The sequence below is a fragment of the Cupriavidus sp. MP-37 genome, from assembly GCF_020618415.1.
In the GTDB taxonomy this organism is placed as follows: Bacteria; Pseudomonadota; Gammaproteobacteria; order Burkholderiales; family Burkholderiaceae; genus Cupriavidus.
In genome coordinates, this window is the sequence record NZ_CP085345.1 from 340488 (window position 1) to 362379 (window position 21892).

At 68.7% G+C, this 21892-nt stretch carries 22 protein-coding genes; 13 read left to right on the forward strand and 9 right to left on the reverse strand.

The annotated features are described in order from the left end of the window. Positions 1-7: 7 nt before the first annotated feature. Entirely contained in the window at positions 8-679 is a 672-nt protein-coding gene (locus LIN44_RS18050; protein WP_227315642.1) for a response regulator transcription factor, read from the reverse strand. Beyond that, positions 676-2130 carry a cache domain-containing protein gene (locus tag LIN44_RS18055; RefSeq protein ID WP_227315643.1) on the reverse strand — a complete coding sequence of 485 codons (1455 nt, stop codon included), beginning with the start codon at positions 2128-2130 and terminating at the stop codon, positions 676-678. Before LIN44_RS18055 ends, LIN44_RS18050 begins: the two co-directional genes overlap by 4 nt. A gap of 569 nt (positions 2131-2699) precedes the next feature. Here LIN44_RS18055 and LIN44_RS18060 point away from each other — a divergent pair. After that, positions 2700-4727: a hypothetical protein gene (locus tag LIN44_RS18060; protein WP_227315644.1), complete on the forward strand. Its 2028-nt coding sequence runs from the start codon at positions 2700-2702 to the stop codon at positions 4725-4727. A gap of 39 nt (positions 4728-4766) precedes the next feature. Here LIN44_RS18060 and LIN44_RS18065 read toward each other — a convergent pair whose 3' ends face one another. The 3 genes from LIN44_RS18065 to ampC all read right to left on the reverse strand — a co-directional run bounded on the left by LIN44_RS18065 (position 4767) and on the right by ampC (position 7978). Then, positions 4767-6155 (reverse strand): YncE family protein, encoded by a 1389-nt coding sequence (locus LIN44_RS18065; RefSeq protein ID WP_227315645.1) that lies wholly within the window; start codon positions 6153-6155, stop codon positions 4767-4769. 50 nt (positions 6156-6205) lie between these two features. Next, on the reverse strand, positions 6206-6643 hold the full coding sequence (locus LIN44_RS18070; RefSeq protein ID WP_227315646.1) for a DUF305 domain-containing protein: 438 nt from the start codon (positions 6641-6643) through the stop codon (positions 6206-6208). A gap of 147 nt (positions 6644-6790) precedes the next feature. Next, complete coding sequence (ampC, locus tag LIN44_RS18075) at positions 6791-7978, reverse strand: class C beta-lactamase (RefSeq protein WP_370641719.1); 1188 nt, start codon at positions 7976-7978, stop codon at positions 6791-6793. Positions 7979-8174: 196 nt separating this feature from the next. Between ampC and phnC the strand changes: the two genes are divergently transcribed. From phnC to LIN44_RS18095, 4 genes are all read left to right on the forward strand, one after another. Beyond that, on the forward strand, positions 8175-9029 hold the full coding sequence (gene phnC / locus LIN44_RS18080) for a phosphonate ABC transporter ATP-binding protein (RefSeq protein WP_227315648.1): 855 nt from the start codon (positions 8175-8177) through the stop codon (positions 9027-9029). 51 nt (positions 9030-9080) lie between these two features. Then, positions 9081-10082 carry a phosphonate ABC transporter substrate-binding protein gene (gene phnD / locus LIN44_RS18085; RefSeq protein ID WP_227315649.1) on the forward strand — a complete coding sequence of 334 codons (1002 nt, stop codon included), beginning with the start codon at positions 9081-9083 and terminating at the stop codon, positions 10080-10082. A 101-nt stretch (positions 10083-10183) separates the two neighbouring features. Then, the gene (phnE, locus tag LIN44_RS18090; protein ID WP_227315650.1) at positions 10184-10996 is read left to right on the forward strand and encodes a phosphonate ABC transporter, permease protein PhnE; all 813 of its coding nucleotides are present in this window, start codon (positions 10184-10186) and stop codon (positions 10994-10996) included. A gap of 5 nt (positions 10997-11001) precedes the next feature. Next, on the forward strand, positions 11002-11463 hold the full coding sequence (locus LIN44_RS18095) for a GNAT family N-acetyltransferase (protein ID WP_227315651.1): 462 nt from the start codon (positions 11002-11004) through the stop codon (positions 11461-11463). Positions 11464-11465: 2 nt separating this feature from the next. On the opposite strand, the gene phnN is transcribed toward LIN44_RS18095, so the two are convergent. The 3 genes from phnN to phnF form a co-directional block, all read right to left on the reverse strand. After that, on the reverse strand, positions 11466-12068 hold the full coding sequence (gene phnN / locus LIN44_RS18100) for a phosphonate metabolism protein/1,5-bisphosphokinase (PRPP-forming) PhnN (protein ID WP_227315652.1): 603 nt from the start codon (positions 12066-12068) through the stop codon (positions 11466-11468). After that, complete coding sequence (locus LIN44_RS18105; protein WP_227315653.1) at positions 12065-12790, reverse strand: DUF1045 domain-containing protein; 726 nt, start codon at positions 12788-12790, stop codon at positions 12065-12067. Before LIN44_RS18105 ends, phnN begins: the two co-directional genes overlap by 4 nt. 126 nt (positions 12791-12916) lie before the next feature. Continuing rightward, the gene (phnF, locus tag LIN44_RS18110) at positions 12917-13651 is read right to left on the reverse strand and encodes a phosphonate metabolism transcriptional regulator PhnF (RefSeq protein ID WP_227315654.1); all 735 of its coding nucleotides are present in this window, start codon (positions 13649-13651) and stop codon (positions 12917-12919) included. 178 nt (positions 13652-13829) lie between these two features. Between phnF and phnG the strand changes: the two genes are divergently transcribed. From phnG to LIN44_RS18145, 7 genes are read left to right on the forward strand one after another with little or no spacing between them, the layout of a single operon-like run. Further along, positions 13830-14342 (forward strand): phosphonate C-P lyase system protein PhnG, encoded by a 513-nt coding sequence (phnG, locus tag LIN44_RS18115; protein WP_227315655.1) that lies wholly within the window; start codon positions 13830-13832, stop codon positions 14340-14342. A 1-nt stretch (position 14343) separates the two neighbouring features. Beyond that, on the forward strand, positions 14344-14961 hold the full coding sequence (gene phnH, locus LIN44_RS18120) for a phosphonate C-P lyase system protein PhnH (RefSeq protein ID WP_227315656.1): 618 nt from the start codon (positions 14344-14346) through the stop codon (positions 14959-14961). 1 nt (position 14962) lies between these two features. Further along, positions 14963-16120 (forward strand): carbon-phosphorus lyase complex subunit PhnI, encoded by a 1158-nt coding sequence (locus tag LIN44_RS18125; RefSeq protein ID WP_227315657.1) that lies wholly within the window; start codon positions 14963-14965, stop codon positions 16118-16120. Beyond that, positions 16117-17019 carry an alpha-D-ribose 1-methylphosphonate 5-phosphate C-P-lyase PhnJ gene (locus LIN44_RS18130; RefSeq protein ID WP_227315658.1) on the forward strand — a complete coding sequence of 301 codons (903 nt, stop codon included), beginning with the start codon at positions 16117-16119 and terminating at the stop codon, positions 17017-17019. The genes LIN44_RS18125 and LIN44_RS18130 overlap by 4 nt, the downstream gene beginning before the upstream one ends. Next, positions 17016-17792 (forward strand): phosphonate C-P lyase system protein PhnK, encoded by a 777-nt coding sequence (phnK, locus tag LIN44_RS18135; RefSeq protein ID WP_227315659.1) that lies wholly within the window; start codon positions 17016-17018, stop codon positions 17790-17792. The genes LIN44_RS18130 and phnK overlap by 4 nt, the downstream gene beginning before the upstream one ends. A 5-nt stretch (positions 17793-17797) precedes the next feature. Beyond that, positions 17798-18529, forward strand: coding sequence for a phosphonate C-P lyase system protein PhnL (phnL, locus tag LIN44_RS18140; protein ID WP_227315660.1), 732 nt, complete (start codon positions 17798-17800; stop codon positions 18527-18529). 27 nt (positions 18530-18556) lie between these two features. Then, positions 18557-19774: an alpha-D-ribose 1-methylphosphonate 5-triphosphate diphosphatase gene (locus LIN44_RS18145; protein WP_227315661.1), complete on the forward strand. Its 1218-nt coding sequence runs from the start codon at positions 18557-18559 to the stop codon at positions 19772-19774. A gap of 63 nt (positions 19775-19837) precedes the next feature. On the opposite strand, the gene LIN44_RS18150 is transcribed toward LIN44_RS18145, so the two are convergent. After that, entirely contained in the window at positions 19838-20671 is an 834-nt protein-coding gene (locus LIN44_RS18150; RefSeq protein WP_227315662.1) for an IclR family transcriptional regulator, read from the reverse strand. A 179-nt stretch (positions 20672-20850) separates the two neighbouring features. Here LIN44_RS18150 and LIN44_RS18155 point away from each other — a divergent pair, with 179 nt between their 5' ends. Beyond that, entirely contained in the window at positions 20851-21846 is a 996-nt protein-coding gene (locus tag LIN44_RS18155) for a tripartite tricarboxylate transporter substrate binding protein (RefSeq protein ID WP_227315663.1), read from the forward strand. Positions 21847-21892: the final 46 nt, after the last annotated feature.

Below are 21892 nucleotides of genomic sequence, written 5' to 3' on the forward strand. Positions count from 1 at the left end.
AGGGCAGTCAGCAGTCCGCGGCCAGTGCCGCGTCAGCCAGCTGGATCGCGTGCAGGTCGGAGAAGTGCACCGCGTACTTGACCAGCTCGGCGCGGCCGCCAACCTGGAGCTTGCGGCGCAGGTGCAGCCGGTGCGTTTCGACGGTGCGCACCGAGGTGCCGAGCCGCGCGGCGATCTCCTTGTTGGAGCGCCCCTCGGCCAGCAGCTTCAGCACTGTGGCTTCCTTCGGCGTCAGCGCGCGGCGCGACGACGGCGGCGGCTCGTCGGTCTGCAGGAAGGCCTGCAGTTCGGCGTTGAGGTAAGTGCCGCCGGCCGCGACGGTGCGGATCGCAGTCACCAGTTCGTGTGCGGGCGCTTCCTTGAGGACATAGGCGGCGACGCCGAGGGCAAAGGCGCGCCGCACGTACTCCGGATCCTTGTGCATCGACAGCGCGATCACGCGCACCGAGGGGAAGCGTTCGGCAAAGCGCGCGGCAAGCTGCAGCCCGTTGGCATCGGGCATGTGGATGTCCGAGACCACCAGGTCCGGACCATGCCGCCCGGCCAGCATGATGGCTTCCTCCACGCTCGCCGCCTGGCCCACCACGGTCATTTCGCCGGTGGCCTCCAGGCGCAGGCGGACGCCGTCCAGCACAAACGGATGGTCATCGACCAGCAGCACACGAAGGTTGGCGGTCATGCGGCAGGTCTCCTTGCAGGGGAATGATGGCCCAGGCGACGTTTGGGCCGGGTCCTGATGTGTGCTTCGGGCTCTGGAGGCGGTAGCCGCAGCCTTGCCTCGACACGCGTGCCGTCGGGCCCGGTGTGCACGGCAAAGTCGCTGCCTTCCAGGCTTTCGATGCGCTCGCGCATATTGCGCAGGCCGATGCCGCCCTTGCCATCGGCGCGGACCTTGTTCAGGTCGAAGCCATGGCCGTTGTCCTCGACCGTCAGCGCGACGTGATGGCCGCTGCCGGCCAGCGTGACCTGGACCCAGCCGGCGTGCGCGTGCGTCAGGGCATTGTTCAGGGCTTCCTGTGCGACCCGGAACAGCGCGGTGCGCTGGGACTGCGACAGCGGCGGGATGACGCCCTGCTCCGTGAAGCGCAGTTCGACGGTGCGCTGCGGGCGCATCTGCTCGACCAGCATGCGCAGCGCGGCGGCCAGTCCCAGGTCGGTCAGCAAGGCCGGATGGAGACCGTGCGAGACGCGCCGGATCTCGACCAGGGCTTCCTGCAGGCGGCCCAGGCCCTGCGCCAGCAGTGCCTGCGGCACGTGGCGGCGCGATGACTGGCGGTCCTTGTCAGCATCTGTTGCGGGGTCCTGTTCCAGATGAACCTGAGCGGTCTCCAGCAGGTACTTGGACGACACCAGCACCTGTACCACGCCATCATGCAGCTCGCGTGCCACGCGGGCCCGCTCCTCTTCCTGCGAACTGACCACGCGCCGCGCCAGGCGCCGCAGTTTCTCGCCGGAGATGCGCGAGTTGCGCAGGTTCCAGGCCAGCCCGGCCAGGCTGATCAGCATCACCGAGCCGATCGCGAAGGCAGTGAGCCGGATTTGCGTATCGCGCAGCGTGCGGGCGGCGTTGGCATCGAACGCGGCCAGTTCGCGCTCGATGTCGTCCATGTAGAGGCCGGCGCCGATGACCCATCCCCATTGGTCGGCGGTCCTGACATACGACATCTTGGGCGCCTCGGCACGCGAGGACGGCTTGATCCAGTTGTATCGGACAATGCCGCCGCCGGCGTGCGCCTGGTTGATCAGCATCCGGGCCTGGTCGCTGCCGCTGTCGGCCGGGTCGCAGAAATCCACCCCGTCGATGCCCATGCTGCCGGGGTTCAGCAGCACGTTGCCGAAGCGGTCGTAGACAAAGAAGTAGCCGTCATTGCCGAAATGCATGCGCGAGAGCGCGGCGAGCACCTGTTGCTGCAGCGCGGCTTCCTCGCCGCTGCCCTGCGCGATGCGAGCCAGCGTCGCGTGACCGAGTTCGACGTAGTGGCGCAACTCCTTTTCCTTGCTGGCCACGTAGACGGCCTGGACCTGTTTGCGGTCCTGGCGGGAATGGCTGACCATCTGGTACGAAACCATCCAGGTCACCAACAGGAAGACCACCAGCATGAAGGCCGCCGACAGGGCGACCGTTTTCATGCGGATCGTCATGCTTTGCACGCGCGGGGGCAGATGGATCATCGCGGGGGCCCAGGGAAGCCGGTCGTACTCAGGCAGGCGTGCCGACTGCAAGGCCGCCGACGCAACACCGAAGCGGCGCTGGCGGGAAAGCCGACGCCGCCACGACAAATCGATTCCTCCCAGTTCGATTTATCGAAACCGCTCCGACCGCGCGTTCTGGTGCCGCGCTTTGCCGGGTGGTTTCTCGACCCCTGATGCAGTCGGTGAACGGATGGGCCCAACCGATATGCATGAGGAAACCTATGACGTTTTGTGGCAAAAAGCAAGCAGCGTGCCGGAGCCGCCAGCGCCGTATGCAAGCGCGCCGGAACGTCGATTGGGGCGATTACCGATGACAATGCAGACATGGACCGCAGCCGCGCCAGGAAATGCACCAGAAATATGTGCTGGCGTACTAAGCAGGGTCCGGAAAACTGCCAAAGTCCACCTGGCGGATGTTTGCGCCCCCAAAGATTTTCCTTTGCGCCGCATAGAGACTCATGCCCGGGAAACGCCTGCCATCGCCTCACCTTGCCATGCGTCGTGCCGTGAAACTGACGTTGGCCGCCTGCGCCGTCGTGCTGGCGCTGGCCGGCTGCGAACGGGAAGCGGATCGCCGCGCCACGGCGCCGGTGCCGTCGGGCACGGCATCGGTGGCGGCAGCGACCAAGCCGGCGCCCGCGCAGGTGCCCGCCGAACGACCGCCGCCCGCACCGCCAGCACCGGCAGCACCGGCAGCACCGGCAGCACCGGCAACACCGCCGCGGCCATGGTTCGACGACATCCTCGATGCCGAAGGCAAGCTGGTGCGGGAAGCGTATCTGGCCATTGCTTCCGATTACAGCAGCGACGAGGCCATCGCCTATCGCTACGGGCCGGCCAATACCAAGCCGGTGGCGTCGGCGCCAACCCACTGGCAGCCGGAGGACAAGACCTTCTACCCGCACGCCAATGCCTGCTATCAGAAGGAGTTTCCCAAGTCCGAGCTGGACCACAACCTGAAGATCATCTATCAGCTGGGCCAGTTGGATTGCTCGCGCAACGATTACGGCAGCAATATGGGGGACGTGATTTATCGCCCGGATGCGGCGTCGGACCCCGGGGTTACCTCGCTGCTGACGCTGGCGCTGAGCGCCGGGACGATTGCCGAAAAACCGCAGCTGCCGTGGGTGTACGGGCATGTCGCGACCGATCCCCAGCTGAATAATCATGTCGCGGCCAATGGCGGCCAATTGCCCAGGCGCCCGATCGCCATGGGGCGCTGCAGCGAGCACGATTGCGCCCAGGCCTTGATCGCCTTCCAGAACGGCCTGATTGCCTCGGTCGGCAGCAATACCGCCTCGCACTCCGCCGCGGTGAAATTCCCTGCGGGCAAGGTGCCCACGGCGATTGCGATCACGACCAATTCGGAATTCGCGCTGGTGACGGTATGGGATACCGTCAACTTCAAGGGCCAGGTGGCGGTGCTGGCGCTGGGCAGCCTGGCCGATGGCAGCAAGGTGGGCGGGCCCTATGATCCCAGCGCGGGGTCGTGGCCAGGCCTTTACCCCGGCCTGCGCAACATGTCCAACTTTGTCTTTATCAAGCTGCTGGGCTTTATCGACCTGCCCGGGATGGTGGCGCCGACGGACATCTCGGCGGTCACGGATTTTGGCGTGATGCAGGACAACAGCACCCAGGGCTGGCTGATCGACCCGGTCGGACGCCGCGGCGCCAGCCTGACCATGACGGAGGTGAACCCGGCCACCAGCAGCGTCAACCAGAAGAGCTTCACCCGCGCCGGCATCAACGGCAAGCTGGTGTCGCGGGCCGGCGTGGCGACGGTGATCTCGAAGTCCGAGAAAAAGGTGATCTTCCTGAACCTGAAGCCGCTGTTCGACAAGGTCAACCGGGTCTACTTCGAAGGCAGCCATGCCGCGCTGCAATCGACCCTGGCCAACACCGGCCTCGGCGATGCCCAGTGGCCGCCGGTGTTTGCCGTCGACAATTACGCGCCCACCATCGTCAAGTCGGTGCGCCTGCCGCAAAAGCCCACCGCGGTCAGGATTTCGATCCTGCCGATTCCCGGCCGCGCCTGGGTGGCCACGGAAGAAGGGAAGATCCGCGCGTTCTCGGTGGCGGGACTGCAATCGGGCCGCAACCCCGATCCCGAGCGGATCGAAGAGATGCTGAGCGTGCAGGTCGGCAAGAATCCCACCAGCATGAAGCACCATGTCAACATGGGACTGGGCAATTCCAACACCAGGCTGTGGGTGGTATCGCGCGGCGCGCAGAAGATCCAGCTGGTCGACATGGTGGGCCTGACCGTGGAAAAGACGCTGCAGGACTCGCGCATCGTCGATCCCATCGCAGTGGACGAGACCCAGCAGAACCCCTTGCTGACCAGCGTGATCACCATTACGGATTACACCGGCAGGCAGGTGATGAACTACCGCTACGCGCCGATCGCGCTGCAAGGCGGCAATACGCCGCTGCAAATGGGCATCGGCAAGTCGGGCAATGCGCCGTTCGAGTTTGGCGGCGCCTACGAAGTGCCCGGCAAGCCGTTCGATTTCACCCAGAGCAATGTGCCATGAACACGCTGCCCCGTGCTGCCACGCGTCTCGCGAGCGCGGTCACGGCGCGCTGACCAGCACCGCGTTGGCCGGGTCTGGCGCCGCGTTGCCCTCCATCACCACCAGTTGCACCGGTGACGGCGCCTGCGGCGACAGCGTCGACACCACCTCGCGCAGCGGACCGATGGCAGTGCCATTGGCCATGCCGGCAGGGTTGGTCCTGAAGCTCGCCACCGGCGTCTTCTGCGCGCCCACATAGACGCTGTATTGCGTTTGCGGCTTCAGCTTGAACAGCGAGACTTCCAGCGCGTCGACCACGCCCAGGTTACGCGCGACCACGAAACCCCTGGCCTCGCCGCGGGGCGGTTTGAGTGCAACGTTGACCGGTTCGCTGTTGGCCCGCGGCACGAGGTTGTCGGTGCCGGCACCGGCGGGCACGGCATTGCTGACATAGACCAGCGCCTGCGGCGCCTGGCCCACCGGCACGCGCGCCGTGACGCGGTTGGAGGCGGTGTCGATCACATCCACGGCATCGCCGTTTTCCAGGCCGACATAAACGCGCGAGCCGTCATCGGCCGCCCAGATGCCGTGCGGCAGCGCGCCGACCGGGATGGCCGCGACCAGCGTGGGCGTGGCGTCGGTGGTGAACACCTTCACCACGTTCTCGCCCCCCACCGTCACGTAGGCGAGCGTGCCGCGCGCGGTGCGGGCAAAGGCCAGGTGGTTGGTGATGAAGCCGGTATCGAACACGCCCTTCACTGCCAGCTTGTCGGTATCGATGCGCGTGACCTTGCCCACGTCCTTGTGCGTCATCCAGACTTCCTTGAAATCCGGCGTGAACTGCAGGAACGGCGAGAACGGGCTGGCCACGTCCAGCCGCTTGACTACCTTGTGGGCCCTGACGTCGATCACGTCGACCACCGGATTGAAGCTGGACACGACGAACGCAAGCTTGCCCGCCGGGTGAAACAGCACCATGCCCGGCCCCGCCGTGGTCGGGATGCGGCGGGTTTCGCGGAACGTGGCAGGGTCGATGACCGAGATGTAGTCTTCGCCGCGCACCACCACCCACACCTCCTTGCCATCGGCGGTAAAGAAGCCCTCATGCGGGGAACGGCCGATATACGCGATGCCCTTGACCCGGTTGGTGGCGGTATCGATGAACGCGACCGAGTTGGAGCCATTGGAGATGGCGATCAGTGTCCGGTGGTCCGGGGAGAACCCGAGGCCGTGGACGTTGAGTTCGCCCTTGTACAGCGGCGACAGCACGTCGGGCCGTGCATTGCCGAGCCGGATCTGGCCTAGCAAGCGGTTCCCGACGGGATCGATCACCGACACGGTGTTGCTGTTCTGGTCCGCGGTGTACACGCGGTCCTGCGGTTGCGGGGCGGCGCCGGCCAGCGGCGCGACGAGGGAGATGGCCAGGGCGGCGAGGGTTTTCTTGTTCATGGCGGTGACGGAACGGGATGCGGTTGGCACGGGTGGCGGGACTTGCATGGTCAGCGCGGCGTGACCTGGGGCGGCTGCGCCCGGTGGCGCTGCAACCACGCCTGCATCAGCCGTATCTCGTTCTGCTGCTCGGTGATGATGCCCTGGGCCAGGTTGCGCAGCGCGGGGTCCTTGCCGTACAGCAGCAGCGCCTTGGCCATGTCGATCGCGCCCTGGTGGTGCGGGATCATCATGGCGACGAAGTCATGGTCCGGCACGCCGTTGGTGGGAGCGTGCGTCATGCCGTGATGCATCACGTCCATGGCGTCATCGATCAGGCCGGCATAGGGCTTGGCGGTGCTGGCGACAAAGGGCGGCGGTGCCGCCGCGTGGGCGGCGTGCTGGTGCGTGTTCTGGGCTGGTGCGGCAAAGCTTGCCGCCGACAGGCACAGCGCTGCCATGGCGCGTGCCGCTGGGCCGGCGCCATGGTGTGGGGAACTCCGTTGCATCGCAGGGTCTCCGGTTGGCCCGGCCTGGCGTGTGCCTGGTCCGGGAGGGTTACCTGCGTATACACGCGAGGCGCCCGGGCTATTCCATCATGGACGAAAAATTTTCTCCGACGTTGCAGGCCTTGGCCCGCAACCACCAACGTCGCTTCAAGGCTTCGCCTCCCCCGCCGCCTGGCCGTCCAGATACTGCAGCACCTGGAACGCCGCCTTCACCCGCTCGGCGACCGGATAGTTCTTGTTCGCCAGCATCACGATGCCGATGCGCTGCGACGGCACGTAGGCGACATAGGCGCCGAAGCCATTGGTCGAGCCGGTCTTGTTGACCAGCATGCCGCCGCGCGCGGCCTGCGGCGGCTCCAGGCGCGCCACCGGGTTGGCCTCGAACACCACCTGCTGCGAACTGCCGGCCAGCACGCTGTCGCGCCGCGCCGGCCACGGGTACATTTCCCAGGCCAGCCCCTGCACCATGTCGCCGACCCGGAAGTAGCCGGTGCGGGTCGTGGCCAGTGCGCGCCGCAGGGTCTGGTCCAGCCCGCTGCTGTCAATGTTGGCCATGACGAAGCGCATCATGTCGGCCGACGTGGTTTTCACGCCGTAGGCCTCGGCATCGAGCACGCCCGGCGTCACGCGGACCGGCTTGCCATCTTTCGCATAGCCATAGGCATAGTCGCCCATGCGCGCCTGCGGCACCGTGATGTAGGTGCTGCGCAGCCCCAGCGCGGGGAACAGGGTCTTCTCCATCAGTACGTCGAACGGATGCCCCATGCTGCGCGCGGCGAGGTAGCCGAACAGGCCGATGCTGGGATTCGAGTATTGCCGGTAGGTCCCCGAGGCGTAGCGGGGGCGCCAGTTGCGGAAATAGTCGACCATCTTGCCGGTATCGGTGACGGCCGCCGGAAACTGCAGCGGCAGGCCGCCGGCGGCATAGGTGCCGAGGTCCAGCAGGCTGGTCGCGCCCACGCTGCTGCCGGCGAGCTGCGGCAGGTACTTCGCCGCAGCGTCGGCCAGCGACAGGTCGCCGCGGGCCTGCGCATAGGCGGCCAGCGTCGCGGTGAAGGTCTTGCTGACCGAGCCGATCTCGAACAGCGTGTCGGCGTCGACCTTGCGATCATCGGCTTTGTCGGCGACGCCGTAGTGGAAATGGTATTGCTTGCCGCCGGCCGTGACCGCCACGGCCATGCCCGGCACGTCATGCGCCTGCATGACCGGCTGGATCGCCGCGTCGACGACACGCTTGAGCGTGCCGGCATCGACGCCGGCATGGGCACTGGCGCCGCAGAGCAGCGCCGCAGCGACGGCAATGCCCTGCATTGCCCTTTCAAGAGTTTGGTTCATATCAGACTGTCGAGACCGTGGTTTGCCGGCAAGCCAGCGCAGCCGGCGCTGGGAAATATACGAGACTTTACCGTCTCCCCCGGGTCTGGCCGCGTGGAAACCGGTGTCCGGTCCCCGGCCTGGATCGGTCCACCGGTCATCGTTCTGTCATCCACCCCCGCCAGAATGCGCAGGTCATTCAAGTCAGGGAGGCGACATGACGCACGCAATTGAAGTTCGCGGGCTGAGCAAATCGTTCCGTGCGGACCGCAAGGCGCTTGACGATGTCACGCTGCAGATCGCACCGGGCGAGATGGTCGCGCTGCTGGGCGCGTCCGGGTCCGGCAAGTCTACGCTGCTGCGCCACGTGGCCGGATTCGTCACCGGCGACGCCGGCGCTGGCGAGATCCTGGTCAACGGCCGCCACGTGCAGCGCAATGGCCGGCTGGCGGGCAACGTACGCCAGGTGCGGCGCGAGATCGGTTTCGTGTTCCAGCAGTTCAACCTGGTGGGACGCCTGCCCGTCATCACCAATGTGCTGGTCGGCATGCTGGCGCGCGTACCCAGGTGGCGCGGCCTGCTGCGCGTGTTCAGGGCCGATGAGATCCGCAGCGGGCTCGATGCGCTTGCGCAAGTTGGTATAGACGACTATGCCTTTCAGCGGGCTTCGACGCTGTCGGGCGGCCAGCAGCAGCGCGCCGCCATCGCGCGCACGCTGGTGCAGAACGCCAGCGTGATCCTGGCCGACGAACCGATCGCCTCGCTCGATCCGGAATCGTCGCGCCGCGTGATGTCGCTGCTCAGGCAGATCAACCGCACCCGCAAGGTGGCGGTGGTGGTATCGCTGCACCAGGTGGACGTGGCCATGCGCTACTGCCCGCGCGTGGTGGCGCTGCGCCACGGCAAGGTGGTCTTTGACGGCCCCTCGGCGGCGCTGACGCCGGCCATGCTGCGCGATCTCTACGGCACCGAAGCCGACGAACTGCTGCGCGAGCCCGTGCCGGAAGACGACGCCGCCACCGCGCCCATGCCGGCGCCGGCGCTGGTCACGATGAACCTGGCCGCCGCCTGAGCGGTTGCCGCATAGCCACTCACCCCAAACCGCTTTCCACCGGAGTTGCCCATGCTTCGCAGAACCTTCATCGCCGTCGCGGCCTCGGCCGCAATTACCCTTCCCGCCCTGCCCGCCTTCGCCCAGGACGCCAAGAGCCTGAGCATCGGCTTTATCTCGACCGAATCGTCGTCGAACCTGAAAACCGCCTGGCAGCCGCTGATCGACGACCTGAGCAAGACCCTGGGCGTGCCGGTCAAGCCGTTCTTTGCCTCCGACTATGCCGGCATCATCGAAGGCATGCGCTTCAACAAGGTGCAGATCGCCTGGTTCGGCAACAAGTCGGCGATGGAGGCGGTCGACCGTGCCAGCGGCGAGGTCTTTGCGTCGGTGATCGACAAGGACGGCAACCCGGGCTACTGGTCGGTGCTGGTGGTCAACAAGGACAGCGACCTGAAGAGCGTCGAAGACGTGATCAGGCGCGGCAAGGAACTGACCTACGGCGCCGGCGACCCGAACTCCACCTCGGGCACGGCGGTGCCGGGCTTCTACCTGTGGAGCGCCAACAAGGTCGAGCCGAAGACGCTGTTCAAGGCGGTGCGCATCGGCAACCATGAAACCAACCTGCTGTCGGTACTGAACAAGCAGGTGGACGTGGCCGTCAACAACACCGAGAACATGGAGCGCTACCGCATCAACACCGGCAAGAACGCCTATGACCAGGTGCGCGTGCTGTGGAAGTCGCCGCTGATTCCGGCCGACCCGATGGTCTACCGCAAGGACCTGGCGCCCGAACTGAAGAAGAAGATCCAGACCTTCTTCGTCAACTACGGCAAGGGCGCCGACGCCGCGCGCGAGAAGCAGGTGCTGGCGGCCCTGACTTACCAGGGCTTCCGCGCCTCGAACGACGCGCAACTGGTGCCGATCCGCCAGATCGAGCTGGCGCGCGAGAAGGCCAAGATCGAATCGGACACCACCCTGGCCGCCGCCGACAAAGAAAAGCGCCTGTCCGACGTGACCCGCCGCCTGGCCGAGCTGGACAAGGCCGCCGGCAGCGCCAGCAGCACGCAGTAAGCAGCCCGCGGCGAGCACGCCGTTCCCCTGCCTTGCCGGGGCCGGCGGCGCGTCGCCGCGGCCTCGCACCGTTCTCGAATTCCCCGTTTCCGGACCGCTCCATGACCGTCACCGCCACGCCTGGCCTGCCTCCCACGCCCCGAAGCCATGTGCGACCGCCGCGCACGCCCCTTGCCGTGCCGCTGACCTGGGCGGTGCTGCTGGCCATGCTGGCCCTCTCGTGGCAAGGCGCCGACATGCGCCCGCTCGACCTGCTGCGCGATTCCGACAACATGGCGCGCTTTGCGGCAGACTTCTTCCCGCCCGATTTCCGCGACTGGCGCCACTACCTGGACGAGATGCTGGTCACCGTGCAGATCGCGCTGTGGGGCACGGCACTGGCCGTGGTGATGGCGGTGCCGCTGGGGCTGCTGTGCTCGGCCAACATCGTGCCGGCCTGGGTCTACCAGCCCGCGCGCCGCATCATGGATGCGTGCCGCGCCATCAATGAAATGGTGTTCGCCATGCTGTTTATCGTCGCTGTCGGGCTGGGCCCGTTCGCCGGCGTGCTGGCGATCTGGATCCACACCACCGGCGTGCTGGCCAAGCTGTTTGCCGAAGCGGTCGAGGCCATCGACCCGCGCCCGGTGGAAGGCGTGCGCGCCACCGGCGCCGGCCCGGTCGCGGAGATCGTCTATGGGGTGATTCCGCAGGTGCTGCCGCTGTGGCTGTCGTTCGCGCTGTACCGCTTCGAATCCAACGTGCGCTCGGCCTCGGTGGTGGGCATCGTCGGCGCCGGCGGCATCGGCACCGTGCTGTGGGAAATCATCCGCAGCTTCCAGTACGGGCAGACCTGTGCCGTGATGATCATCATCATCGTGTTCGTCTCGGCCATCGACATCCTGTCCGCCCAGATCCGCAAGGTGCTGGTCTGAACCCCATGCCGACCACCGAAGTCTCGCTGGCGCTGCGCGAAGTGCGCGGCTCCGACGCGGAGCTGCTGCACCTGTCCGCGCTGCTGGCCGCGATGGACGGCGAAGCGCCGCTGCCGCTGGCCACCATGCGCGAGCGCTATGCCACCATGCGCCGCCATCCGGACTACCGCTGCTACATGATGGTGGGCGCGGACGGCGTGCCGCTGGGTACCTTCAGCCTGCTGGTGTTTCCGGTGATGGTCCACGACGGGCGCCCCGAGGCGATTGTCGAAGCCGTGGTGGTGGCGCCGGCCGCGCGCGGCATGGGCATCGGCAAGGCCATGATGCGCGAGGCGATGCGCCTGGCGCGCGAGGCCGGCGCGGCCAAGCTGGCGCTGTCATCCAATGCGCGGCGGCTGCGCGCCCACCAGTTCTATCGCCAGCTCGGCTTTACCGAGCATGGCATCAGCTTCAGCATCGGGCTCTGAACTCAGGCCCGCCGCGCCGCTGCAGGTGAGGCGCCCGGCGCCGCACCCACCAGTTGCGCCAGCGCCGCCACCGCGCTCTCCAGCCCGCCGCTGTTGTCGATCTCGACCAGCCGGCATCCCGCCGGCACGGCGAACGCCTGCCGCGCGCGGGCCAGCCGTCTGGCAATCGCGTCTTCCGCTTCGCGTCCGCGCTGGCGCAGCCGCGCGGCCAGCACCTCGGGCTGCACCCGCACGTGCACCGCGCACAGCCTGGGGTAGCGCGCCACCGCTTGCGGCAGGTACTCGCGCGAGCCGTTGACGATGACCGTCAGGCCGCGCGCCAGCCACTGCTCGATCTCGATGCCGATGCCGTAATGCAGCCCGTGGCTGTGCCAGTCCAGCGCCAGGCAGCCGAGTGCCCGGCGGCGGTGGAATTCTTCCGGCGTCAGCGCCACCGAGGCCTCGTTGGCGTCGGCGGCGCGGGTGATGTAGCGATGCGCGATGACGATGCGGTGATCCGCTCCCAGGCGCTCGCGCAGCGCGCGCAGCAACGAGTCCTTGCCGCTGCCGGACGGGCCCATCAGGTAGAACAGGCCGTGTCCGTCGGCCACGGTCGCGGCGCTCATGCGCCGAGATACGCCGCGCCGGCGCCGTCCGTAGTGCTGCCGTCGAAGCCGTAATGGCGGGCGACGACAAAGTCTTCGCCCGCGGCAGGCTGCACGAAGACGCTGAGGCGGTCCACATGCAACGGCGCTTGCAGCAGCTTGCCGCTGGCTGCTTCCAGCTGCGCCATCGCGGCGCGCTGGCCGGCGGCATCGAGCACGCCGGTCAGGGTGATATGGAACACGAAGGTGCCGAACACATAGGGGTAGCCCCATGCGTCGAGCATGCGGCGCTCTGTATCGCTCAACTGCTCCGGCGTGCGCCTGGCCAGCTCCTGCGGCGACGGCGGCGCGCGCAAGGGATCAAACGCCAGCACGCAGGCATCGGCCAGCGCCTGCATCGGCGGCGAGCCGCCATCGGCGAGCGTCCACGCGATAAAGCCCCGCAGCGCGCGCAGCGCCAGCGCTGCATCGAACGGCGTGTGCCGGCGCGCAAGATCCAGCGCGGTGGCATCGACCATCGCCCCACTGGCGCCGTCGGCAAGCCGGAACGGCGGCTTCAGCGTGGCGTGCAGGCCGTAGTGGGCCGGCGCCTCGATCCAGTCCGGCGGCGCGGCGGGCAAGTCGCCGGGCGGAGGCAGCGAGGCGCCGGTGTCGGCGTCGCGGCCCAGCCAGTGTTTGCCGAAGGTGCCCAGCGGGCCGGAGGGCGACAGATAGATGGCGTAGCGGTACGCGGCTTGAGTCATGCGGCAAGGTTACCAGCGGCGTCATGCGCGCGCCGGCGCAGACTGCCCCGGTTTGGTGGGGTTGACCGCAGACAGTAGCGCAGGCAGATGACAGCCGGATGTCTAGACCAATCCCGCGCGGCCGCCTCAGTCATGGTCGGACACCGTCAGCTGCACCCAGTCGCCGGCGAAGCGCACCACGCTGTACTGCACCGGGTTGCCGTCGATATCGACGTTCAGCGCCTCGACCTGCAGCACCGGGCGCGTCTTGGGCTGGTTCAGCATCCGCGCCACCGGCGCGCTCGGCATCGCGGCGGTAATGCGCGACCACTTGCGCGTGTAATCGGCAATGCCGAAATGCGCCAGCGCGCGCGATACGGATTGCCTGGCGCGCAGCACCTCGTCGATGCCGGGAAAGCGCTTGAGGTCAAAGTAATGCTCGGCCACGTCGATGGTGCGGTCCTCGGCCTTGCCGATCATCTGCGCATGGAGCAGCTCGGCGGTGCGCGCCAGACCCAGTTGCCTGGCCACGTCCGGCGCGCGCACGACCTGGCTGGCAACGACTTCGGTATGGCCGCGCACGCCCTGCGCGGCCAGGTTCTGCGAGAAGCGCGTGCGGCGCCCGATGGCGTAGTCGATCGCGTGCTCCTGCACAAAGGTGCCGCGACCCTGCTCGATGCGCACCAGCCCGCTCAGTTCCAGCTCGCCCATGGCGCGGCGGATGGTATGGCGGTTCACGGCGAAGCGGTTGGCGAGTTCCGGCTCCGGCGGCAATTGCTCGCCCGGCAGGTACAGCTTCTTGCGGATGTCGTCCGCGAGCGCCTCGCCAATCTGGCGCCAGACGGCAACACCCGAACCCCGTTCCACTTCTCGATCAGACATCTTGCGCTGTCCTCTTGTCATCAAGCGTTAACCCATGCCGTGCGATTGTGCCTGAGTCATGCCGTACTGGCAGCGTGCCCGAGCAATCCCCTGCCCCGTCATGAAAGCTTCATTTGCCTGTGGTCTAGTGGCTGCGTGTTTCAGCAACGACATCTAAACGTATAGACGTATAGGGGGGATGATGCAAAGCGAAACCGCGGGCACCGAGGTGCCTGCCGCCAACGCCGCCCGCACCGCCTGGCTGCGGATCCTGGCGACGGCTCCAGCCGAAGCACTCGACAACGCTTACCAGCGGCTTGCGCAAGCGCAGGCCCTGCCCGCCTACCGGCTGCTGCGCAGGCCGGAGTCCGGCATGGCCATGGTACGCGGCCGCGCCGGCGGCACCGGGGCCCAGTTCAACCTTGGCGAAATCACGGTGACGCGCTGCGCGGTCGTGCTCGAGGACAGCGCCGGCGAGGGTGCCGCCGACGCCGCCGCGGGCGTCGCCTATGTCCAGGGCCGCAGCGTGCGCCATGCCGAGCAGGCCGCGGTGCTGGACGCGCTGCTGCAGCGTCCGGCCTGGCACCGGCGCGTGCAGGACCTGGTGCTCGCGCCGCTGGCCGACGCCCACGCCCGCCGCGCCGCGCACGCGGCGGCCACGGCCGCGCAGACGCGCGTCGAGTTTTTCACCATGGTCCGCGGAGAAGACTGAGATGCACACCGCCCAACCGATGCCATCCACGCCGGCCGCAGCGCTGCTGCCCGGCTTCAACGATCCGGTCGACGATGCCCAGCAGGTGTTCCGCGCCGCGCTGCAGGCGTTCGCCCACCCGGGCCAGTTGCAGGCGCTGCCGGCCTGCAGCGGGGTGCCCGAGGGCCTGTCACCGGCACTGGCCGCGCTGCTGCTGACGCTGGCCGATGCCGATACGCCGGTCTGGCTGCCGGCCGCCGTGCCGGCCGCGGCGCGTGCCTTCCTGCGCTTCCACTGCGGCTGCCGGCTGACGGATGAACCCGGCACCGCGGCCTTCGTCTGCGTGCCGGCCGGCCACGCCATGCCGGCGCTGGCGGACTGCGCGCAGGGCGACCCCGCCTTCCCTGACCGCTCGGCCACGGTGCTGCTGGAGGTGGCCTCGCTTGCCGACGGCGACACGCTGACGCTGCGCGGCCCCGGCATCGAGCAGATCCAGGCGCTGCGCGTTACCGGCCTGCCCGCGGGCTTTCGCGCGGCCTGGCGCGCCAACAACGCCGGCTTCCCGCTCGGCGTGGACCTGCTGTTGTGCAGCGGCGACCGGTTCTGCGCGCTGACCCGCACCACCATCGTGGAGGACTGACATGTATGTAGCCGTCAAAGGAGGCGAACGCGCCATCCTCAATTCCTACCGGATGCTCGACGCCTATCGCCGCGGCGACACCGCGGTGCCGGAACTGACGCTGGCACAGATCCGCGAGCAGATGCCGCTGGCGGTGGCGCGCGTGATGGCCGAGGGCTCGCTGTACGACCCGCACCTGGCGGCGCTGGCGCTCAAGCAGGCCGCCGGCGATCAGATCGAGGCGATCTTCCTGCTGCGCGCGTACCGCACCACGCTACCGCGCTTCGGCTATACGCAGCCGCTCGATACTGGCGCGATGCGCCTGCAGCGCCGGATCTCGTCGACCTTCAAGGACCTGCCGGGCGGCCAGGTGCTGGGACCCACCTACGACTACACGCAGCGGCTGCTGGATTTCTCGCTCGAAACCGGCCGCGCGCCGCAGCCCTTGCCCGCTGAGCAGGAACCACTGGCCGGCACCATGCCGCGCGTGACCAGCCTGCTGGAAGCGGACGAGCTGGTCGAAGCCGACGAGATTCCGGCCGGCGATCCCGCGCCGCCCGACCTGACGCGCGAGCCGCTGACCTTCCCCGCCGGCCGCGCCGCGCGCCTGCAGAACCTGGCGCGCGCCGACGAGGGCTTCCTGCTGTCGATGGGCTACTCGACCCAGCGCGGCTACGGCAACTCGCACCCGTTCGCGGCCGAGATCCGCTACGGCACGGCCGAGGTGGAGCTGTTCGTCGAAGAGCTCGGCTTCGCCGTCACCATCGGCGAGATCGAGCTGACCGAATGCCAGATGGTGAGCCAGTTCGCCGGCAATGCCGACGAGGCGCCGCGCTTTACGCGCGGCTATGGGCTGGTGTTCGGCTACAACGAGCGCAAGGCCATGTCGATGGCACTGGCCGACCGCGCCATGCGCGCCGAAGCACTCGGCGAGGCCGCCGACGCGCCCGCCAACGATATCGAATTCATGCTGTACCACAGCGACAACGTCGAGGCCTCTGGCTTCGTGCAGCACCTGAAGCTGCCGCACTACGTGGACTTCCAGGCCAACCTGGAACTGCTGCGGCGGCTGCGCGCCGGCGCGCCGGACGGCGTCATGCCCGCGACCGCGGCGGCACCGCCGCAGCCGCAATCACAGCCACAGCCGCAGCCACATCCGCAAGAGGAGACGCTGGCATGAACGCCGCCGACACCACCATGGCCGCGGGCATCGCCCGCGACGAGCACTACAACTTCGGCTATCTCGACGAATCGACCAAGCGCATGCTGCGCCGCGCATTGCTGAAGGCGGTGGCGATTCCGGGCTACCAGGTGCCGTTCGGCAGCCGCGAGATGCCCCTGCCGTACGGATGGGGCACCGGCGGCATCCAGGTGACCGCCGCGATCATCGGCAAGGACGATGTGCTCAAGGTGATCGACCAGGGCTCGGACGACACCACCAACGCCATCAATATCCGCCGCTTCTTCGCCCGCGTCACCGGCGTGCCGACCACCGAGCGCACCGCCGAGGCGAGCATCATCCAGACCCGCCACCGGATTCCGGAGACCGCGCTGCGCGCGGGCCAGACCGTGGTGTTCCAGGTGCCGATTCCCGAGCCGCTGCGCTGGCTGGAGCCGAGCGAAGGCGAGACCCGCACCATGCACGCACTGGCGGAATACGGCGCGATGCACGTCAAGCTGTACGAGGACATCGCCCGCCACGGCCACATCGCTACCACCTACGACTACCCCGTGATCGTCAACCAGCGCTACATGATGCGGCCTTCGCCGATCCCCAAGTTCGACAACCCCAAGCTGGACCTCAGCCCGGCGCTGATGCTGTTCGGCGCGGGCCGGGAAAAGCGCGTCTATGCGGTGCCGCCGTACACCGCCGTCAAGAGCCTGGACTTTGCCGACCACCCGTTCACCGTGGAGTCATGGTCCAACTGCTGCGCGCAGTGCGGCGCCACCGACAGCTACCTGGACGAGATCATCACCGACGACGCCGGCACGCGCCGGTTCGTATGCTCGGACACCGAGTACTGCGCCGACCGGCAAGCGGCACAAGCCCTGAAAAGCGCTGCCGGAGGTGCGCAATGAACGCCGCCCCGCTGCTGTCGGTGCGCAACCTGACGCGCACCTGGGACGGCCTGCACGGCTGCCATGACGTCAGCTTCGACCTGTATCCCGGCGAGGTGCTGTGCGTGGTGGGCGAGTCGGGCTCGGGCAAGAGCACACTGCTGCAGGCGCTGTCGATGCAGGCGCCGGCGCAGCGCGGCACGGTCAGCTACGCCATGCGCGAATCCGGCCTGACCGACCTGGCCACCTTGTCCAGCGCGCGCCTGCGGCTGCTGGCGCGCACCGACTGGGGCTTCGTGCGCCAGCATGCGCGCGACGGCCTGCGCATGCAGGTCAGCGCCGGCGCCAATATCGCCGAACGGCTGATGGCCGTGGGCGAGCGCCACTACGGCAACCTGCGCGAAGTCGCCGGCAGCTGGCTGGAGAAGATGGAGATCGACCTGACGCGGCTGGACGACGTGCCCGGCACCTTTTCCGGCGGCATGCAGCAGCGGCTGCAGATCGCGCGCAACCTGGTCACGCATCCGCGCCTGGTGTTCATGGACGAGCCCACGGCGTCGCTCGATGTGTCGGTGCAGGCCCGCCTGCTGGACCTGCTGCGCCGCCTGGTGGCGGACCTTGACCTGGCCGCGGTGCTGGTCACGCACGACCTGGCGGTGGCCAGGCTGCTGGCGCACCGCACCCTGGTGATGCAGGGCGGGCGCGTGGTCGAGCAGGGCCTGACCGACCAGATCCTCGACGATCCCCAGCATCCGTACACACAGTTGCTGGTTTCTTCCATCCTGCAGGGCTGAGCACGATGCACGCAGAACAACCACAGAAGCTGGTCGAGGTGCGCGGCCTCGGCAAGATGTTTACGTTGCGCAACCAGGGCGGCATCCGCCTGCCGGTCTTGCGCGCGATCGATTTCGATGCCGCGCGCGGCGAATGCCTGGTTCTGTCCGGGCCGTCCGGCACCGGCAAGAGCACGCTGCTGCGCTGCCTGTACGGCAATTACCTTGCCACCGAAGGCAGCATCCGGCTGCGCGATACCAGCGCCGACGGCGCGCCGTGGGTCACGCTGGGCGGTGCCACCGAACAGCGCGTGCTGCAGCTGCGCCGCGACGTGATCGGCTATGTCAGCCAGTTCCTGCGCGCGATCCCGCGCGTGGGCGCGCTCGACGTGGTCGCCGATCCGCTGCGGCAGCGCGGCGCCGGCCAGGACGAGGCGCGCGCCCGCGCGGCCGAGCTGCTGGCGCGGCTGAACCTGCCGCGCCGGCTGTGGGACCTGCCGCCCGCCACCTTCTCGGGCGGCGAGCAGCAGCGCGTCAACATCGCGCGCGGGCTGATCGGCGGCCATCCTGTCCTGCTGCTGGACGAGCCCACCGCCTCGCTCGACCCCGACAACCGCGCCGTGGTGGTCACGCTGATCCGCGAAGCGCTGGCCGAAGGCCGCGCGCTGATCGGCATTTTCCACGACGAAGCCGTGCGCGACGCGGTGGCCACGCGCCTGCTGCCGCTGCACCCCGCTAGCGCGACCGCCCTCGCCTGAACCGAACCGCCCCGAACGGAGCCAGACATGTCTGCGACCTACCTGACCCACGCCACCCTGGTGCTGCCGGACCGCGTGCTGCACGACAGCGCGCTGCTGATCGCGGATGGCCGCATCGCCGCGATCGAGCCCGATGCCGCGGCCGTGCCCGCGCACGCCGCCGTGATCGAACTGCACGGCCACACCCTGATGCCAGGCCTGGTGGACGTGCATTCCGACGCCATCGAGAAAGAGGTGGAGCCGCGCGCCAGCGTGCTGTTCCCGCTGGACTTCGCCGTGGCCCAGGTCGACCGCCGCAACGCCGCCGCCGGCATCACCACGCCTTATCACGCGCTGTCGTTCGCCGGCAACCAGTTCGGCGTGCGCAACGTCGACACCGCGGCCACGGTGGTGCGCACGGTCGCCGCCTACCGGCAGCACAGCCTGGTCGACAACCGCATCCACTGCCGCTACGAGGTCACCGACGCCGGCGCGGTGCCGGTGCTGGAAGCGCTGATGGCCGAAGGCGTGGTCGACCTGCTCTCGGTGATGGACCACTCGCCCGGCCAGGGCCAGTTCAAGACCCTCGACGCCTACCTGGCCTACATGATGGGCAACCACGGCATGAGCCGCGACGCGGCCGCCGATGCCGCGCGCCAGAAGGCCGCGGCGCTGGAGGGCGCGCACGAGCGCGTCAACCGGCTGGTGGCCGCGGCGCACGCGCTGGGCATTCCCACCGCCAGCCACGACGACGATTCGCCGCAGCGCATCGCCGCCATGCACGCGCTGGGCGTGCGCATGAGCGAGTTCCCGATCAACCTGGAGACCGCGCAGGCGGCCTGCGCGTGCGCGCTGCCGACCATCCTGGGCGCGCCCAACGTGCTGCGCGGCAAGAGCCAGAGCGGATCGATGCGCGCCATCGACGCGATCCGGGCGGGCGCCGGCACCATCCTGTGCTCGGACTACCAGCCTTCCACCCTGATCGCCGCCGCATATGCCGCCGGACGCCAGGCCGGCCTGCCGCTGCACCAGGCGCTGGCGCTGGTCACCGCCCACCCCGCCGATGCCTGCCGGCTTGCCGACCGCGGCCGCCTGGCGCCGGGGCTGCGCGCCGACGTGATCGCGGTGTCCGAGGTGGCCGGCCAGCCGATGGTCACGCACACTTGGTCGGGCGGACGGCTGGTGTTTGCGGCGGGCTACCCGTCGCTGCGGCCCGCCGCCGGTGCTGCCGTGCCGCGCCGGACCGCGCTGCGCGAGGTGGCGTGACGGCTCCGGGGCCGGCGATGAGCTTGCCTCGTATTGCCAATCATTGTGCGTCGAGGTCCGGCGTCACGCCCCGGGGTTGAATCCCAGCGCCGCGCTGACCGCGCGCGCCTCGCGCCGCACGGCGCTGCCGATGGGGCCGTCGATGGCGGGGTCGAAGCCGCCGGTGGCACCCAGCGCGGTCAGCACCGCGCACACCCGCCCGGTGTAGTCGCGCACCGGGGCAGCCACCGCGCTGATGCCGGTCAGGTTGGTGTCGCGCACCCAGGCGCAGTCGTCGGCCCGCACCGCGCGGCGCAACGCGCCAATGGGGTCGTCGGCATCGAGCTGCGCCAGCCGCGCCGGGCTGGCGGCCGCAAGCTCTTCCCTGGCCTGCGCCAGGACCCCTTTTTCATCGAGCAGCCCCAGGAACACGCGCCCCGTGGCCGACCACAGCAGCGGCATCACCGAGCCCGCGCGCACGTTCACCGTCACCGGCAGGCCCGGTTCCTCGAAGCGCATGATGGTGGGCCCCTTGTTGCCCATCACCGCGACAAAGCAGGTCACCTCCAGGGTCTCGCGCAGGCGCACGAGCGACGCCTCGGCCAGCCGGATCGGATCGGCCTGGCGCATCGCGGCCATGCCGATCTGCAGCGCCTCGAAGCCCAGGTGGTACTGCTGCGTGCCGGGCTCCTGCGCCACCAGGCCTTCTTCCAGCAGGCTGACCAGGTAGCGGTGCACCTTGGCCGGGCTTTCGTCGATATGCGCGGCCAGCGCGGTCAGGCTGGCACGGCCGCCGAGGCGGGCCAGCCCCTTCAATACCGCCATGCCGGTGACGGCGGACTGCACGCGCTGGCGCCGTTCCCGGGTGCGGGTGGTAGAGGGCTCAGTGGCGGATTCGGGAGCTTTGGATCGGGGCATGGCGAACGGAGCGGCGCGAGAAGGTACGGGTCGTCACGGCGACAGCGGACGCTGCCACCCCGTGACGGGGAGCGGTTCAAGGTTAACCCGCATTCAATCGTTACGCAATGCGTATATGATTTACGCAAAACAGAAAACGCCGGGCCAGGACCCGGTCCATCCTTCAGGAGACAAACACCATGCCCCGCCCCCGCTTTGCCCTTGCCGTGCGCCTGGCCGTCGGCGCGCTGGCCTTGCCGATGCTCGCCACTAGTGTTGCCCAAGCCGCCGATCCCTATCCCGCCAAGCCGATCCGCTGGATCGTGCCGTACGCCGCCGGCGGCGGCTCCGATTTCCTCGCGCGCACCATCGGCCAGGGCCTGTCGGCCAAGGTGGGACAGCCGGTGGTGGTCGACAACAAGCCCGGCGGCAATACCGCCATCGGCGCCGCCGAGACCGCGCGCGCGGCCGCGGACGGCTATACCGTGCTGTCGGCCGACAACGGCACACTGGTGTTCAATCCCGTGCTGTACAAGTCGCTGTCCTACCATCCCGGCAAGGACCTGGCGCCGGTGACGCTGCTGGGCCGCTTCCCGATGATCCTGGTGGTGGGCGCCGCCAGCCCGGCCAAAAGCGCCAGGGAATTCATCGCGCAGGCCAAGGCCACGCAGGGCGGCATCAACTACGGCTCGGCCGGCGCAGGCAGCCCGCACCACCTGGCGATGGAACTGCTGAAGGTCGAAGCCGGCCTGCCGATGACACACGCGCCGTACCGCGGCGCCGCGCCGGCGCTGTCCGACGTCGCCGCCGGCCAGGTCGCCGCGATGATGGTCGACTATGCCGCGGGTGCCGGCTTCATCAAGGGCGGCAAGGTGCGCCCGCTGGCCGTTGCCAATGCCACCCGCCTGCCGCAGCTGCCCGATGTGCCGACCTTCGCCGAGCTGGGCTACCCGCGGGTCGAAGCCGCGGCGCTGGTCGGCATGGTGGTGCCGGCCGGCACGCCGCCGGAGGTGATCAACACGCTGAACAAGGACGTGGTCGCGGCCATCCGCGAGCCGGCGGTTAACAAGCGGCTGGTCGACTTTGGTGTCGAACCGGTGGGCAACACGCCGGCGCAGTTCAGCGAGCTGCTGCGCACCGAATCCGGCCGCTGGAGCAAGCTGATCCGCGACCTGAAGATCACGCTGGACAACTGAGTCCGGCCGCAACACCGCTGGCCGTCCGGCGCGCCCGGGCGGCAGC